This is a genomic window from Kitasatospora sp. NPDC023118, assembly GCF_055560875.1.
The window spans coordinates 142,250-156,972 of record NZ_JBVHHW010000008.1 but is presented as its reverse complement, the minus strand read 5'-3'; the positions used below and the strand labels follow the sequence as shown (position 1 = coordinate 156,972).

Sequence of the window (14,723 nt, the reverse complement as noted above, 5' to 3'; positions counted from 1 at the left end):
ATACGATATTGCACCTATCAGGAACCCACAATATTCAACACAACAGCACTTTCTCGGGGTCAGGCATCCGTTCGTCGGGCAGGCCGGGGTCCTGCTACCGTCCCGGCCATGATCAAGATCGTGCCGTTCACCGGCGGCGAGAAGGAAAGCCTGCACACGGCCCTCGACCGGCACCGCGACGCGGTGCTGTGGAAGGTCGAGGGCCTGGACGACGAGCAGCTGCGCCGGCCGCTGACGCCCTCGGGGACGAACCTGCTGGGGCTGGTCAAGCACCTCGGCGGCGCCGAACTGGGCTGGTTCCGCGAGACGTTCGGCCTGGAGACCGGCCCGCTGCCGTTCGACCTCGACGCCGACGAGAGCTCCGACCTGCGGATCGAGCCGCACGAGTCGACGGCGGACGTGCTGGCCTTCTACGCCCGCGCCCGGGCCGCCGCCGACGAGGCGATCGACCGGCTGGAGCTGGACTCCCTCGGCACCTCCTGGTCGGGCCGGACGGTGTCGCTGCGTTGGGTGCTGATCCACATGACCACCGAGACCGCCCGGCACGCCGGGCACATGGACATCCTGCGCGAACTCACCGACGGCGCGACCGGGGACCACAACCGCAGCTGAGCCCCGGCTGCCTGTGGGCGGCGGCGAGCCGGCGCCGCGCGTCCATGCCTCGCCGGCCCGTAGACGGCGCTACCAAGGATCACAGCGTGATCAAGACCGGGTGCGGGGCGACGACCGAAGCCGCCACCCCGCCCGGGCCCTGCGCTCAGGCCGTGTAGCCGCCGTCCACCGCGAGGGCGGTGCCGGTGACGTAGCGTCCGCCGGGACCGGCCAGGAAGGCCACCGCAGCGGCGATGTCCTCGGCCTCGCCGAACCGGTCCAGGGCGGTGAGCCCGCGCTGGAAGTCGGCGGAGTCGCCGTCGGCCGGGTTCATGTCGGTGTCGATCGGGCCCGGGTCGACGATGGTGGCGGTGATCCCGCGCGGGCCGAGCTCCCGGGCCAGACCCTTGGTCAGCCCGGTCAGCGCGGTCTTGGCGGTCGCCTGGAGGACGAAGTTCGCACCGGGGACACGCCCGTTGAAGCAGGAGCCGATGCTGATGATCCGCCCGCCCTGGCCCATGTGCCGGGCGGCCGCCTGGGCGGCCAGGAACACCGAGCGGATGTCGACGGCGAGCACCCGGTCGAGCTCCTCGACCGACACCTCGGTGAGCGGGCCGTAGGTGAGGAAGCCCGCGTTGTTCACCAGGATGTCGATGCCGCCCAGCTCGCGGACGGTCTCCTCCACCGCCCGTGCGGCGGCGTCCGGCTCGACCAGGTCCGCCCGGATCGCCACCGCCCGGCCACCGGCCGCCTCGATCTCCTTGACCACCGTCCGGGCCTGCTCCTCGGCCCGGACGTAGGTCAGCGCCACCGCCGCCCCCTCGACCGCCAGCCGCTTGGCCACCGCCGCGCCGATGCCCCGGCTGCCGCCGGTCACCAGGGCCACCTTGCCGGTCAGCTCGCTCATCGTTCTTCCCCCTCCGTGGTTCCTGCGTTCGTCGCCCACCGACGGTAGGACCTGACACCGGTGTCAGATTCAAGCCGTCTCCTACGCGGACACCTCCTCCTCCGTCGGTGCGGGCCGCCTCGCCGGGCGCACGGCCAGGGTCAGCACGGCCAGCCCGGCGAACAGCGCTGCGGCGATCAGCCCGTTGACGTGCAGCCCGGCGGTGAACGCCGCCCGGGCACCGCGGAGCAGTTCGGCGCCCTGCTCGGCGGGCAGGTGCCGGGCTGCCTCGACGGCGCCCGCCAGCGAGTCGGAGCCGCCGGCCCGGGCGCGGTAGACCGCGGCGGCCACCGTGCCGAGCAACGCGAAGCCGAGCGAGCCGCCGAAGTAGTTGCCGGTCTCCGACATCGAGGCCGCCGAGCCCGCCCGCTCCGGCGGCACCGAGCCGAGGACCAGCCCGGTGCCCAGGGCGAACAGCGGTCCGGTGCCCAGGGCGAGCACCGTGATGCCGGTCATCACCAGCGGCAGCGAGCCCTGGCCGTCGTCGGCGGCGACCAGCAGCAGGCCACCCAGCGCCGAGCAGGCCAGCCCGCCCGCGATCGCAGTGGTGTCGTCCATCCGGCGGGCCAGCCGCGGCGCGGCCATGGTGCCGACCGCCACACCCAGGCCCATCGGGGCGAACAGCACTGCGGAGGCGAACGGCGAGTGGCCCAGCACGCTCTGCAGGTACTGGGTCACCAGCAGGCCGGTGCCGGCCATCGCGACCCCGGCGAGCACCAGCGAGACCAGCACGGCCGTGAACGGGCGGCTACGCAGCAGTCGCAGGTCCAGCAGCGGCCGCTGCTGCCGCAACTGCCGCCGGGCGAAGGCGTAGCCGACGGCGGTGCCGGCGAGCAGGGCCAGCGCCGGGACCAGCGGCGCGTCCTCGACCGGCAGTTGCTTGACGCCGTACAGCACCAGCAGCACCGCCACCAGCGACAGCCCGACCCCGGCCGGGTCCAGCCGCCCGGCCGCCTCGCTGCGGAACTCCGGCAGCAGGAACGGCCCGGCGATCAGAAGCACCGCCATCGCCGGGACCGCGGCCAGGAACACCGACCCCCACCAGAAGTGCTGGAGCAGGAACCCGGCCAACACCGGCCCGAGCGCGCCGCCCGCGAACTGGCAGGTGGCCCAGACGGCGATGGCCTGCCCGCGCTGCCGCCCGTCCCGGAACATGTTGGTGATCAGGGCGAGCGTGGACGGCGCCAGGGTCGCGCCCGCGACGCCGAGCAGGGCCCGCGCGACGATCAGCATCAGCGGGTCGACCGCGAAGGCTGCGACCACCGACAGCACCGCGAAGGCCGCCGCACCGGTCAGCAGCAGGCGTCGGCGGCCGATCCGGTCGCCGAGCGTGCCCATGGTGATGACCAGGCCGGCCACCATCAGTCCGTAGCTGTCGCTGATCCACAGCTGCTGGACGCCGTCGGCGCCCAGGTCGGCGCTCAGCCGTGGAAGGGCGAGCAGCAGCGCCGTCACGTCCATCGCGACCAGCAGCGTCGGCAGCATCAGGACGGCCAGTCCCAGTCGTGCCCGGGTGACGTCCATCCCGGCGACTCCTCTCCTCGGAAACGTTGTCGCGGGGTGGTCGGAGCGGCCCGGGGCTTCTTGACATCGGTGAGCGGTGTGACGGCGGAAAACTCGTGGGAGATTTCTCGGCGGGGATGTCAAGAAGGCGGCGGCGGCTCCGACCGACGGTCGAAGGGCCCAGCCGGGGCCCGCCCACGACGAGGAGTACGCGATGAAGTTCCTGATCGGCCTGCACATCAACCCGGCCGTGCTGGACGCTCTGACCGACGAGGAGAAGGCGGCGATCGGCGCCGGGCACGGCAGGTTCATCGAGGCGCTGAAGTCCTCCGGCGAGCTGATCCTCACCCAGGCGCTGGTCGACCCGTCCCAGTCCGCGGTGGTCACCGTGCGGGACGGCCAGCCCGCGGTGACCGACGGCCCGTTCCTGGAGGCCAAGGAGTTCCTGGGCGGCTTCTACCTGGTCGACTGCGAGAACCGGGAGCGGGCGATCGAGCTCGCCGCGCAGATCCCGGACGCCGCGATCGAGGGGCTGGGCGTCGAGGTGCGTCAGGTGATGTTCTCCGACGGACACTTGGAGGCATGACAGCACCGGACTTCGAGGGCCTGCTGCGTGAGCTCACGCCGCAGGTCCTCGGCACGTTGGTACGCCGGCACGGCCGGTTCGAGGGCTGCGAGGACGCCGTGCAGGAGGCCGTCCTCGCCGCGAGCGTCCAGTGGCCGGACGAGGGGGTGCCGGAGAATCCGCGCGGCTGGCTGGTGACCGTCGCCTCCCGGCGGCTGGTGGACCAGGTCCGCAGCGACCACGCCCGCCGCGAGCGCGAGAGCGCGACCACCGCCGCCGAGGTGGTGCCCGAGGACGTGCCGGACACCGACGACACCCTGCTGCTGCTGTTCCTGTGCTGCCACCCGGCGCTGACCGCGGCCTCGCAGACCGCGCTCACCCTGCGGGCGGTCGGCGGCCTGACCACCGCCGAGATCGCCCGCGCCTTCCTGGTGCCAGAGGCCACCATGGCGGCCCGGATCAGCCGGGCCAAGCAGCGGATCAGGGCGGCCGGCAGCTCGTTCACCCTCCCCGAGGGCGCGGAGCGCGAGGAGCGGCTGCGGGTCGTCCTGCACGTGCTCTACCTGATCTTCAACGAGGGCTACACCGCCTCCTCGGGCAGCGAGCTGGAGCGCGCCGACCTCGCCCGGGAGGCGATCCGGCTGGCCCGGACGGTGCACGCCCAGCTCCCCGAGGACGGCGAGGTGACCGGCCTGCTCGCGCTGATGCTGCTCACCCACGCCCGCCGGGCGGCCCGCACCACCGCGACCGGCGACCTGGTGCCGCTGGCCGAACAGGACCGCACGAGCTGGGACGGCGACCTGCTGGACGAGGGCACGGCGCTGGCCAAGGCCGCACTGGCCGGCCCCGAGCTGGGCCCCTACCAGCTGCAGGCCGCCATCGCCGCCACCCACGCCGACGCGACCACCGCCGCCGAGACCGACTGGGCGCAGGTGCACGCCCTCTACCTGATCCTGGAGCGGATCGCGCCCAATCCGATGGTCACCCTCAACCGGGCCGTCGCCCTCGCCGAGCTGGCCGGCCCGCAGGCCGGCCTCGCCCTGCTGGCCGCCCTGGACGGCGACCAGCGGATGGCCGGGCACCACCGGCTGCTGTCCGTCCGGGCGCACCTGCTGGAGCGCGCCGGTGACCGGGCCGGGGCGTACGACCACTACCGCCGGGCGGCGCGGGCCACCGCGAGCCTGGCCGAGCAGCGGTTCCTGTCGGCCCAGGCCGGGCGGGTACGGCCCTGACGGCTGCGGCCGCAGGGCGGGTACGGCCCTGACGGCTGCGGTGCTAGTCGCGCCCGAACTCCGCGCGGTACCAGGGCGCCGCCTCGGCGAGGCGGGCGAGCGGGCCGGGGCCGGGCGGACAGGCGGCGAGCCGCCAGATCTCCTCGCTGCGGTACCAGTGGTCGCGGGCGATCATGGTGAACTGGCGCTCGGAGACCCGCCCCGGCGTGGCGGCGAGGCGTCGGAGGCACTCCGCCCAGGGCAGCGCCGGCCCGTCCAGGACGGGCAGCAGACCGAGCGCGGCCAGGGCGTCGAGCAGCTCGCCGGCGCGGACCGGCGTCGGGTGGGCGGCGTGCTGGACACCCACCACCGACGCGGGGGCATCCAGCGCCAGCGCGGTGATCAGCCGGGCCAGGTCCGTACGGTCCACCAGGGAGAGCCGGGCCCGGCCGCCCTCCCAGCGGGCCGGGACGCGGCGGGCCAGCTCGGCCAGCCCGGGCACCACCCAGCGGTCGCCCGCGCCGGTGACCAGCGCGGGGCGCAGCACCAGGGCACCGGCCGCCATGGCGTGCTGCTCGCCGATCAGCCTGGTGCGGCTGGCCTCGGAGAACGGCGCGGGCGGCACCCCGTCCACGTCGATGCCGCTGTGCGGGCCCTCGCCGTACACCGCCGTGGTCGACAGGTGCACGATCCGGCCCACCCCGGCCCGGCCGGCCGCCGCCATCACCGCCGCGGTGCCCCGGTCGTTGACGGCCTCGCAGTGCTCGGCGGGCCCGCCGACCAGGGAGGCCAAGTGGAGCAGCACCCCGGCGCCCTCGCAGAGCCCTGCCAGCGCCGCCCGGTCGGCGAGGTCCCCGCAGATCCAGTCGACGTCTCCGAGGCGGTCCCCGTGGATCCGGTCGACGCCTCCCCCGGGGGCGGGGGGCTCCCGGCGGACCAGCGCCCGTACCCGGACGCCGCGCGCCGTCAGGGCCGCCAGGACGGCGGAGCCGATGAAACCGGTCGCCCCGGTGAGCGCGACCGTGCTCGCTTCCGCGGGCCGCTGCGACACCGCCATGGCTGGCTCCTCCCTGTCGACCGGTCGGTCAGTCTAGCCAGCGCCCGCACCGCCGGGGACCACCCGTACGGAGGGGGCGGCGGTCTGGCCGAGGTGAGGCCCACCTAGGCTGTATGCCAAGCAAAACGGGCGAACCGGACCCGCATCAGGGACCACGAGGACGGAAAGCAGGACCCGCCGATGGGCGACGGAATGTCAGGAATGCACCACCACGGCGGGATGACCCAACTAGGCCCGTTCACCCTCTCCCATGTGTGGACCTGGTCCCCGGACTGGGTGTTCCTGCTCGGCGGCCTGGTCGCACTCGGGCTGTACCTGTTCGGCGTGGTCCGGCTGTACCGGCGCGGCGACCGCTGGCCGATCGGCCGGGTGGTCGGCTGGGTGGCCGGCGTCGGCAGCATGCTGCTGGTGACCTGCTCCGGGCTGAACGACTACGGCATGGTGCTGTTCAGCGCGCACATGATCCAGCACATGGTGCTGTCGATGCTGACGCCGATCCTGCTGCTGCTCGGCGCCCCGATCACCCTCTCGCTGCGCGCGCTGCGCCCGGCGGGCAAGGGCCGCCCGCGCGGTCCGCGCGAGCTGCTCGTGGCGCTGCTGCACAGCCGGTACGTCCGGGTGATCTCGCACCCGGCGTTCACCATCCCGATGTTCATCGCGAGCCTGTACGGGGTCTACTTCACCCCGCTGTTCGACTTCCTGATGCAGTACCGCCTCGGGCACGTCTTCATGATGGTGCACTTCCTCATGACCGGTCTGACCTTCTTCTGGCCGATCATGGGCGTGGACCCGGGCCCGCACCGCCCCGGCCACGTGATGCGGATCATCGAGCTGTTCATGGGGATGCCCTTCCACGCCTTCTTCGGCGTGGCGGTGATGATGGCCAGCCACCCGCTGGTCTCCACCTTTACCGTCCAGGGCGCACCATCCGGGACGGACCTGTTGGAGGACCAGAAGCTGGCCGGCGGCATCACCTGGGCCTTCGGCGAGATCCCGACCGCGATCGTGCTGATCGCCCTGGTCTACCAGTGGATGGGCTCCGAGCAACGGCAGGCCCGTCGGCGCGACCGCGCCGAGGAGCGCAGCGGCGACGCCGAGCTGGAGGCGTACAACGCCTACCTGGCCTCGCTGCACAAGCGCGGCCAGCGCCCGGGGGCGGTCGGCACCGCCGCCGCACCCGCGGCTCCCGTCACCCCCGCTACCCCCGCCACCCCCGCGGCCGACGCCGGCTGAGCCCGCCCGACCGAACCGCCCGGAGCCCGCGTTCTTCCCGGAGAACGCGGGCTCCGTGGCGTTGCGGAACGGTGTCCCCACCGGGTGCGTTCGACGGGTATGCACGCCCTGTTCCTGCTGCCCGTGCTGCTCGGCGGCTACGCCCTGCTCTGGCTGCTCGGCTTCCTCGGCTGCGCGCTGCACCAGCGCCGTCGGCCGGTGCCCGCCGGCTCCGACTACCTGGTGGTCCTGGGCGCCGCGTTGGACGGCTGCGAGCCCGCGCCGACCCTGGCGGCCCGGCTGGACGCCGCGCTGGAACGTTTCGCCGCCGAGGAGGCCGCCGGGTACGCGCCGCTGCTGCTGGTGACCGGCGGCAAGGGCCCGCACGAGGAGTGCACCGAGGCCGCCGCGATGGCCCGCTACCTGATCGCCCGGGGCGTCCCGGCCGAGCGGATCCGGCGCGAGGAACGGGCCGTGAACACCGTCGAGAACCTGCGCAACAGCGCCGCCCTGATGGCCGCCGAGCGCCCCGGCTACCGCTGCACGGTGGTCACCAGTGGCTTCCACACCGTCCGCTCCGCCCTGGCCGCCCGCCGGGCCGGCTCCCCCGCCCGGGTGCTCAGCGCGGACGGGCCGCTCGCGCACGGCCCGTACCAGCTGCTGCGCGAGGCGGTCGGTACGGCACTCGCGCTGCCGCGCGCCAACGGCGCGGCGCTCCTGCTGCTGACCGGCACGGGGGTCGTGCTCGGGCTGGCCTGAACGGGCCGTTGGATCACGCCGCCCGGTCCGTCAGTATGAGGACGGATACCGAGCGCGCAGGGGGCGGGCAGGGCAGAACGGGAGAACGGGTGGAGCCCGCTCCAGCGGATCGGCGGAGCGATCAGCGCGCCGGCCTTCGCGACGGTGGCGGTGGTGGTGGTGGCCGGCCTGTCCGCCCGGGACTGGACGCTGGACGACCCGGCCTGGCTCGGCGCGCGCCCGCCCCCGGCGCGGCCTGACACGCGGGGAGGCCCCCGGGCCCGCCGCAGCGGACCCGGGGGCCTCTCTGTGTGTCAACCCGCCCGGTGTCAGCCGAGGTTGGCGAGCGCCTCGTTGAAGGTCTTGGACGGGCGCATCACGGCGGCGGCCTTGGCCGGGTCCGGCTGGTAGTAGCCGCCGAGGTCGACCGCCGAGCCCTGGACGGCGATCAGCTCGTCCACGATGGTCTGCTCCTGCTCGGTCAGCACCTTGGCCAGACCGTCGAAGGCCTTGGCCAGCTCGGCGTCGGCGGTCTGCTTGGCCAGCTCCTGGGCCCAGTACATGGCCAGGTAGAAGTGGCTGCCGCGGTTGTCGATGCCACCGAGGCGGCGGCTCGGCGACTTGTCCTCGTTGAGGAAGGTGCCGGTGGCGCGGTCCAGGGTGTCGGCCAGCACCTGGGCGTGGGTGTTGCCGGTGCTGGTGGCCAGGTGCTCGAAGCTGGCGGCCAGCGCGAAGAACTCGCCCAGGCTGTCCCAGCGCAGGTAGTTCTCCTTGACCAGCTGCTGGACGTGCTTCGGGGCGGAGCCGCCGGCGCCGGTCTCGAACAGGCCGCCGCCCGCCATCAGCGGGACGATCGACAGCATCTTGGCGCTGGTGCCCAGCTCCAGGATCGGGAACAGGTCGGTCAGGTAGTCACGCAGCACGTTGCCGGTCACCGAGATGGTGTTCTCGCCGCGGCGGATGCGCTCCAGCGAGAACTTGGTGGCCTCGACCGGGGACTTGATCTCGATCTGCAGGCCGGTGGTGTCGTGCTCCGGCAGGTAGGTCTTGACCTTCTCGATCAGCACGGCGTCGTGGGCGCGGTTCCCGTCCAGCCAGAACACCGCCGGGTCTCCGGTGGCGCGGGCGCGGGTGACGGCCAGCTTGACCCAGTCCTGGATCGGCGCGTCCTTGGTCTGGCAGGCGCGGAAGATGTCGCCCGGCTGGACGGCCTGCTCCAGCACCACGTTGCCCTCGGCGTCGACCAGGCGGACGGTGCCGGCGGCCGCGATCTCGAAGGTCTTGTCGTGGGAGCCGTACTCCTCGGCCGCCTGGGCCATCAGGCCGACGTTCGGGACCGAGCCGATGGTGGCCGGGTCCAGGGCGCCGTTGGCGCGGCAGTCGTCGATGACGGCCTGGTACACGCCGGCGTAGCTGTGGTCCGGCAGCACGGCGAGGGTGTCGGCCTCCTGGCCGTCCGGGCCCCACATGTGGCCGGAGGTGCGGATCATGGCCGGCATCGAGGCGTCGACGATGACGTCGCTCGGCACGTGCAGGTTGGTGATGCCCTTGTCCGAGTCGACCATGGCCAGGGCCGGGCCCTCGGCCAGCTCGGCCTCGAAGGAGGCCTTGATCTCGGCGCCGTTCGCCAGCTTGTCCAGGCCGGCCAGGATGCCGCCGAGGCCGTTGTTCGGGTTCAGACCGGCGGCGACCAGCGCCTCGCCGTAGGCGGCGAAGGTCTTCGGGAAGAAGGCGCGGACCACGTGGCCGAAGATGATCGGGTCGGAGACCTTCATCATGGTGGCCTTGAGGTGCACCGAGAACAGCACGCCCTCGGCCTTGGCGCGGGCGACCTGGGCGGCCAGGAACTCGTTCAGGGCGGCGGCGCGCATCACCGAGGCGTCGACGACCTCGCCGGCCAGCACCGGGACCTTCTCGCGCAGCACGGTGGTGGTGCCGTCCTGGCCGAGCAGCTCGATGCGCAGGGCGCCGTCGGCGGCGATCACGGCGGACTTCTCGGTGCTCGCGAAGTCGTTCTCGCTCATGGTGGCGACGTTGGTCTTGGACTCGGCGGTCCAGGCACCCATGCGGTGCGGGTGGGTCTTGGCGTAGTTCTTGACCGACAGCGGGGCGCGGCGGTCCGAGTTGCCCTCGCGCAGGACCGGGTTGACGGCGCTGCCCTTGACCTTGTCGTAGCGGGCGCGGACGTCCTTGTCCTCGTCGGTCTGCGGGTCGTCCGGGTAGTCCGGCAGGGCGTAGCCCTGGGCCTGCAGCTCGGCGATGGCGGCCTTCAGCTGCGGCACGGAGGCCGAGATGTTCGGCAGCTTGATGATGTTGGCGCCCGGGGTCTTGGCGAGCTCACCCAGCTCGGCCAGGGCGTCGCCGATCCGCTGGGCCTCGGTCAGACGCTCCGGGAAGCTGGCGATGATGCGCCCGGCCAGGGAGATGTCGCGGGTCTCCACCCGAACACCCGCCGTCGAGGCGTACGCCTGGACCACCGGCAGGAACGAGTAGGTCGCCAGGGCCGGAGCCTCGTCGGTGTGCGTATAGATGATGGTCGAGTCAGTCATCGGTACTCCGCTTCACGTCTCCAACGTCTTGACGTCAAGATATCTCGTCCCGGGCCCCTCGCTCCACCTCCCCCCGCCCCGGAGTGCGCGCCGGTCGGATCCGGGGGCGCTCCGACGGCCGCGACGACGGCCGACTCCACCGTGGTCCGGGGCGGAACGGGAGGCAAGCGGAGCGCTCCCGGGCCGTCCGGATCAGGTGGAGGTCGGGCAGTGTTCGGGTCGCGGTCGGGCAGTGTTCGGGCGATCGCGGAAGTGCGGAAGTGGTGTCGTCCAATCGGGTGAGTCGGGTGTCAGGAGTGCGTCAACGCACCACCCCATTCGGTCAACGCTGCGTCAGGACCGGCGACGCCGTGCCTGGCCCGGCCTAGCGTCGAGGAAGTAGTCCCGGCAGGCACCACCACCCCACTCGGGAGCATTCGCATGGCCCGCGTCGTCTGGCACGTTCCGGTCACCGCCACCACCACCGGCACCGGAAGCCCCACCGCCCTCCGCCTGTTCCGCCTGCGCGACGGCCGCCGCTGCGCGGTCGGGTTCTCCAGCCCCGAGGCCCTCACCGCCCTCCTGGGACCGGACCAGGCCCACACGGAGATCGGCGAGCCCGCCCTGCGTGGCCTCACCGCCCCGCTCGGAGTCGACACCCTGGTCCTGGACCCGCGGCTGGTCGCCCCGCCCGTATCCGTCCCGGCCCCGCCGCCCGCCCCGGCCCCGACCGCTCAACTCCAGCACCGGTGACGGCGCCGCTCCAGCTGGTCCCGGCCGGGCTCGAACCCGTGCCGGACCGGCCCGGGCAGGCCCGCGCCCTGCACGCGATCGCCCGGGTCAGCTACGGGCCGGCCCCGCTCGACTTCGACCGGCTGGCCGCGGAGTTCCCGGCGGTCCAGAGCGGCCTGGCCCTCGCCGGGGACGCCGACCTGGAGCTCCGCCTGGCCTGCACCGGCCCGGAGGAGTTACGGGCGGTCGCCGCCGCGCTCCAGCGGGCGGGCGCCGCCAGGGTCCGGATCGACCTGGTGCTGCGGGCACTCACCCCGCAGCCGGTGACCCCGCAGCCGGTGACCCTGCGGCCGGTGCCGTGAGCGGCGGTTTCGGGAGAGCCCGCCGCCCTCAGTCCTCCTCGCCCGGGCGCGGGTTCGGGTTGACCCCCTGTCCGTCGATCGGCTCGCCCCAGGCGTCCTCGCCGACGGCGTCGACGCAGTAGCCGCTGCCCTCGACATGTCCTCCCGCACCCCGGCACTGCTCGGCGGTGACATCGCGCCTGCCGCTCGCCGCCGCGAAGGCGGCGGGTCCGGTGGCGCCGGCGGCGAGGAGGACGGCGGTCGTGGTCGTGACGGCCACCCGGGCCAGGAGTGAGGAGTTCATGCGGCCCACGACAGCACGGCGGCGTGCGCCCGGCGACCACGACTCGCCCTGCCGGGTGCACACCGTCGTCCTCGATCGCTACGACCGGGCCAGCGCCGCGATCGCGGCCAGCAGCAGCGCCGAGCCGGCCACCAGGCCCGCGGTGAGCGGCTCGCCGAGGAACAGCGCCCCGATCGCCGCCGCCGTCGCCGGCTCCAGCAGCACCAGCACCGAGGCCGTGGTCCCCGGTACGGCGGTGAGTCCGGTGAAGTACCACCGGTAGGCGAGCAGGGTCGGCACCGTCCCGAGGAAGAGCAGCGCTCCCCCGGTCAGCGCCGGGTCCCCGGCCGTAGGCAGCACGCCCTGGACGGCCCCGAACGGCAGCAGGCAGAGCAGCCCGGTGGTGAAGGCGCCGGTGCTGGCTTCCGCCGTACCGCCGCCGCGCGCCCACAGGGTCAGCCCACTCTGGCCGGCTCCCGCGAGCACCGCCAGGGCGATGCCCAGCGCCGGGCGCGACCCGGCGGCCGGGGCGGCGACCAGCAGCACGAGCCCGCCGAGGGCCAGGACCACGGCGGCCACCGCCCGTCGGGTGAGGCGTTCGCCGAGCAGCACGTGGGCGCCGAGGCTGGTGAGCACCGGCCCGGCGCCGATGGTGATCAGGGTGCCCAGCCCCAGGCCCGCGTACTGCACGGAACCGAAGTAGGCGCACTGGCTGACGGCCAGCCCGATCCCGGTCAGCACGGCGGCGCCCCGGCGGCCGCCGCTCCTCTTGCCGGAGGGCAGCAGCGCCAGGCAGAGCGCCGCGACGCCGAAGCGCCAGCAGGTGACGGCCACGGGGCCGAGCCCGCTGGTGCGCAGCAGCAGCGCGGCCACGGCTCCGCCCACGCCCCAGGCGACGGCGGCGGCGGAAATGGACAACAGGCCGTGCCGGAACGGCACGGCGGCGTAGGAGGTCATGCGTCGGTACTCCACGATGGATCGCCGGTTCAGGTCCGCGGGGTCGGCGGGCGGCAGCCATCGCTCCGGCGACGGCGGGCACTCCCGCTCGGCCGGGTCGGGTGAAGTACGCCGCCCGCTAGCGGACCGGCGGCGGGAGGATCACGAGACGCATGAGGGCCAGCCTACGCCGCCCGTCGGCGATCTTTTCCGGCCCGCCCGGGCCGACTACGGTCGAGCGGGAGCACCCCCGGGCGAAGGAGCACGCGCGATGAACCAGCTGACGCACGACGAGGTCAAGGCCGCCGGGCAGCGGATCGCCGGGCGGGTGCGGCCGGTCGCGGTGGCGCCGGGTGACGACGGCGGACGGACCTGGCTGGCACTGGAGTTCCTGCAGCACACCGGCAGCTTCAAGGCCCGCGGCGCGCAGAACTTCCTGCTCGCCCACGCCGAGGCGGGCGCCCTCCCGCAGGCCGGGGTCACCATCGCCTCGGGCGGCAACGCCGGGCTGGCCTGCGCCTGGGCGGCACGCGAACTCGGCGTCCGGGCAAGGGTGTTCCTGCCGGAGACGGCCTCACCGGTGAAGCTGGCGCGGCTGCGCTCGTACGGTGCCGAGGTACGGCTGATCGGCCGGGAGTACGCGCAGGCGCTGGCGGCCTGCGAGGAGTTCGCGGCGGACAGCGGGGCGCTGGCTTCGCACGCGTACGACCACCCGCTGATCGCGGCCGGGGCAGGGACGGTCCTGGAGGAGATCCGCGCCCGGGTGCCCGGGCTGGACACGGTGGTGGTGTCGGTGGGCGGCGGCGGGCTGTTCGCCGGAGTCGCGGTCGCGGCCCGCGAGCACGGCGTCCGCGTGGTGGCGGTGGAGCCGGAGGGCAGTCGGGCCCTCAACGCGGCGCTGGCGGCGGGCCGCCCGGTGGACGTCCCGGTCGCGTCGGTGGCTCAGGACGCGCTCGGCGCCCGCCGGGCCACCGCGCTCGCCCTGCACGCGGCCGGGCACGAGAGCGTCAGCTCGGTACTGGTGTCCGACGACGCCATCGTCCGGGCCCGGCGGCAACTGTGGGACGACCGCCGGATCGCCGTCGAGCACGCCGCCTCCACCGCCCTGGCGGCACTGGAGCAGGTGGAGGGCGAGCGCATCGCCGTCCTCCTGTGCGGCGCCAACACGGATCCGTCGGACCTCGCGCAGTAGCGGAACCGTCACGCCGTTCACGAGTCGACGGATGATCGGCCCGCCCAGGGTGGCGGGCATGAAGCACTCGACAGCGCTCGCCACCCTGCCGTGGCCGTGGTTGTGGTGGTCTTCTCGGCCGCCCCCGCCCTGGCCGAGACCGCTTCGCAGGGCCTTGACCGCTTTCGCCACGTCGCGGGCACCATCCCGGTCAGCAGCACCCGGCGCCGGTGGACGCCCACCGGTCCGGACGGCACCACCCACCCCTCAGCGGCTATCCCGCGTCGGCCGTCGCCCCCGACGCCGGTGACACCCCCGACGATCACCTGCGACCCGTCTGACGGCCGACCAGCGGGCTCAGCCGATCGCCGACGCCCGGCGGATCCGGGCGGCCTCCAGCTCCCACTTCCCGCCGCTGAAAGGCTGAACTCTCCCTACCCGCACCACATTTGATGAAGAACGAGCGAAGCGGTCCCGCCCTCCGGCCACTCGGAGGGCGGGACCTTTCTCATGACAGACATGAGGAAAAAGATCATCAGAGTTCTCCCTCGACGGATCGTGCGGAAGCCGAGATATCCCCCCTCGTCGACGCAAATCCCGACAGGCACGCCACGGCCATACGACCCGGACCAGGGGCCTCGGCACGGGCCGCGAGGCCGTCAATTTGGCACCCCGTCATTCCGGCCCAACGCCGCATGCACGCCGGAGGGCGCCAAAAGGGTGAGCAGGAGTCAGTGGCCACCCGAAAGACCCAGTCCGTACCGTCAACTCACCTTTGAACAAGGCACTTTGAGAGATCTGATAGCCGACCATGTCGACCCCCGAAAACAGGGTCAGAGTGCCCCAGGTCCCCCATTTGGCCCCCGTCATCAACCATTCGGCACGGGTTGATATGACAGTCCTTCAATC

General features: G+C 73.6%; 14 protein-coding genes. 8 read left to right on the top strand and 6 right to left on the bottom strand.

The window, feature by feature from the left end; translation table 11 throughout:
* Window positions 1–108: 108 nt before the first annotated feature.
* Window positions 109–612 carry a DinB family protein gene (locus ACZ3UD_RS12875; RefSeq protein WP_465585684.1) on the top strand — a complete coding sequence of 168 codons (504 nt, stop codon included), beginning with the start codon at window positions 109–111 and terminating at the stop codon, window positions 610–612.
* A gap of 145 nt (window positions 613–757) precedes the next feature.
* Here the strand turns inward: ACZ3UD_RS12875 and ACZ3UD_RS12870 are convergent, their stop codons facing one another.
* Window positions 758–1,498, bottom strand: a complete 741-nt coding sequence (locus ACZ3UD_RS12870; protein ID WP_465585683.1) for a 3-oxoacyl-ACP reductase family protein — start codon at window positions 1,496–1,498, stop codon at window positions 758–760.
* A gap of 81 nt (window positions 1,499–1,579) precedes the next feature.
* A complete protein-coding gene (locus ACZ3UD_RS12865) occupies window positions 1,580–3,061 on the bottom strand; it encodes an MFS transporter (protein ID WP_465585681.1) in 1,482 nt (493 codons plus the stop codon).
* A gap of 193 nt (window positions 3,062–3,254) precedes the next feature.
* Between ACZ3UD_RS12865 and ACZ3UD_RS12860 the strand changes: the two genes are divergently transcribed.
* The gene (locus ACZ3UD_RS12860; RefSeq protein WP_465585680.1) at window positions 3,255–3,626 is read left to right on the top strand and encodes a YciI family protein; all 372 of its coding nucleotides are present in this window, start codon (window positions 3,255–3,257) and stop codon (window positions 3,624–3,626) included.
* The gene (locus ACZ3UD_RS12855) at window positions 3,623–4,837 is read left to right on the top strand and encodes an RNA polymerase sigma factor (RefSeq protein ID WP_465585678.1); all 1,215 of its coding nucleotides are present in this window, start codon (window positions 3,623–3,625) and stop codon (window positions 4,835–4,837) included. The genes ACZ3UD_RS12860 and ACZ3UD_RS12855 overlap by 4 nt, the downstream gene beginning before the upstream one ends.
* Before the next feature lie 43 nt (window positions 4,838–4,880).
* Here the strand turns inward: ACZ3UD_RS12855 and ACZ3UD_RS12850 are convergent, their stop codons facing one another.
* On the bottom strand, window positions 4,881–5,873 hold the full coding sequence (locus ACZ3UD_RS12850) for an NAD-dependent epimerase/dehydratase family protein (RefSeq protein ID WP_465585677.1): 993 nt from the start codon (window positions 5,871–5,873) through the stop codon (window positions 4,881–4,883).
* Between the two features lie 201 nt (window positions 5,874–6,074).
* Between ACZ3UD_RS12850 and ACZ3UD_RS12845 the strand changes: the two genes are divergently transcribed.
* Window positions 6,075–7,106: a cytochrome c oxidase assembly protein gene (locus ACZ3UD_RS12845; protein ID WP_465585865.1), complete on the top strand. Its 1,032-nt coding sequence runs from the start codon at window positions 6,075–6,077 to the stop codon at window positions 7,104–7,106.
* A 99-nt stretch (window positions 7,107–7,205) separates the two neighbouring features.
* On the top strand, window positions 7,206–7,844 hold the full coding sequence (locus ACZ3UD_RS12840; RefSeq protein ID WP_465585675.1) for a YdcF family protein: 639 nt from the start codon (window positions 7,206–7,208) through the stop codon (window positions 7,842–7,844).
* A 308-nt stretch (window positions 7,845–8,152) separates the two neighbouring features.
* Here the strand turns inward: ACZ3UD_RS12840 and ACZ3UD_RS12835 are convergent, their stop codons facing one another.
* Window positions 8,153–10,372 carry an NADP-dependent isocitrate dehydrogenase gene (locus ACZ3UD_RS12835; RefSeq protein ID WP_465585674.1) on the bottom strand — a complete coding sequence of 740 codons (2,220 nt, stop codon included), beginning with the start codon at window positions 10,370–10,372 and terminating at the stop codon, window positions 8,153–8,155.
* A gap of 420 nt (window positions 10,373–10,792) precedes the next feature.
* Between ACZ3UD_RS12835 and ACZ3UD_RS12830 the strand changes: the two genes are divergently transcribed.
* The gene (locus ACZ3UD_RS12830) at window positions 10,793–11,104 is read left to right on the top strand and encodes an SAV_915 family protein (RefSeq protein WP_465585673.1); all 312 of its coding nucleotides are present in this window, start codon (window positions 10,793–10,795) and stop codon (window positions 11,102–11,104) included.
* On the top strand, window positions 11,101–11,445 hold the full coding sequence (locus ACZ3UD_RS12825) for a hypothetical protein (RefSeq protein WP_465585671.1): 345 nt from the start codon (window positions 11,101–11,103) through the stop codon (window positions 11,443–11,445). Before ACZ3UD_RS12830 ends, ACZ3UD_RS12825 begins: the two co-directional genes overlap by 4 nt.
* A 28-nt stretch (window positions 11,446–11,473) precedes the next feature.
* On the opposite strand, the gene ACZ3UD_RS12820 is transcribed toward ACZ3UD_RS12825, so the two are convergent.
* Both ACZ3UD_RS12820 and ACZ3UD_RS12815 read right to left on the bottom strand, forming a co-directional pair.
* A complete protein-coding gene (locus ACZ3UD_RS12820) occupies window positions 11,474–11,728 on the bottom strand; it encodes a hypothetical protein (protein WP_465585670.1) in 255 nt (84 codons plus the stop codon).
* A gap of 78 nt (window positions 11,729–11,806) precedes the next feature.
* Complete coding sequence (locus ACZ3UD_RS12815) at window positions 11,807–12,664, bottom strand: DMT family transporter (protein WP_465585669.1); 858 nt, start codon at window positions 12,662–12,664, stop codon at window positions 11,807–11,809.
* Between the two features lie 250 nt (window positions 12,665–12,914).
* Between ACZ3UD_RS12815 and ACZ3UD_RS12810 the strand changes: the two genes are divergently transcribed.
* Window positions 12,915–13,835, top strand: a complete 921-nt coding sequence (locus tag ACZ3UD_RS12810) for a serine/threonine dehydratase (protein WP_465585667.1) — start codon at window positions 12,915–12,917, stop codon at window positions 13,833–13,835.
* Window positions 13,836–14,723 lie beyond the last annotated feature (888 nt).

Coding starts and splice junctions, on each gene's coding strand:
- ACZ3UD_RS12820 (WP_465585670.1), bottom strand. CDS start 11,728: ATGAACTCCTCACTCCTGGCCCGGGTGGCCGTCACGACCACGACCGCC.
- ACZ3UD_RS12810 (WP_465585667.1), top strand. CDS start 12,915: ATGAACCAGCTGACGCACGACGAGGTCAAGGCCGCCGGGCAGCGGATC.
- ACZ3UD_RS12815 (WP_465585669.1), bottom strand. CDS start 12,664: ATGACCTCCTACGCCGCCGTGCCGTTCCGGCACGGCCTGTTGTCCATT.
- ACZ3UD_RS12830 (WP_465585673.1), top strand. CDS start 10,793: ATGGCCCGCGTCGTCTGGCACGTTCCGGTCACCGCCACCACCACCGGC.
- ACZ3UD_RS12855 (WP_465585678.1), top strand. CDS start 3,623: ATGACAGCACCGGACTTCGAGGGCCTGCTGCGTGAGCTCACGCCGCAG.
- ACZ3UD_RS12860 (WP_465585680.1), top strand. CDS start 3,255: ATGAAGTTCCTGATCGGCCTGCACATCAACCCGGCCGTGCTGGACGCT.
- ACZ3UD_RS12875 (WP_465585684.1), top strand. CDS start 109: ATGATCAAGATCGTGCCGTTCACCGGCGGCGAGAAGGAAAGCCTGCAC.
- ACZ3UD_RS12835 (WP_465585674.1), bottom strand. CDS start 10,372: ATGACTGACTCGACCATCATCTATACGCACACCGACGAGGCTCCGGCC.
- ACZ3UD_RS12840 (WP_465585675.1), top strand. CDS start 7,206: ATGCACGCCCTGTTCCTGCTGCCCGTGCTGCTCGGCGGCTACGCCCTG.
- ACZ3UD_RS12870 (WP_465585683.1), bottom strand. CDS start 1,498: ATGAGCGAGCTGACCGGCAAGGTGGCCCTGGTGACCGGCGGCAGCCGG.
- ACZ3UD_RS12850 (WP_465585677.1), bottom strand. CDS start 5,873: ATGGCGGTGTCGCAGCGGCCCGCGGAAGCGAGCACGGTCGCGCTCACC.
- ACZ3UD_RS12865 (WP_465585681.1), bottom strand. CDS start 3,061: ATGGACGTCACCCGGGCACGACTGGGACTGGCCGTCCTGATGCTGCCG.
- ACZ3UD_RS12845 (WP_465585865.1), top strand. CDS start 6,075: ATGCACCACCACGGCGGGATGACCCAACTAGGCCCGTTCACCCTCTCC.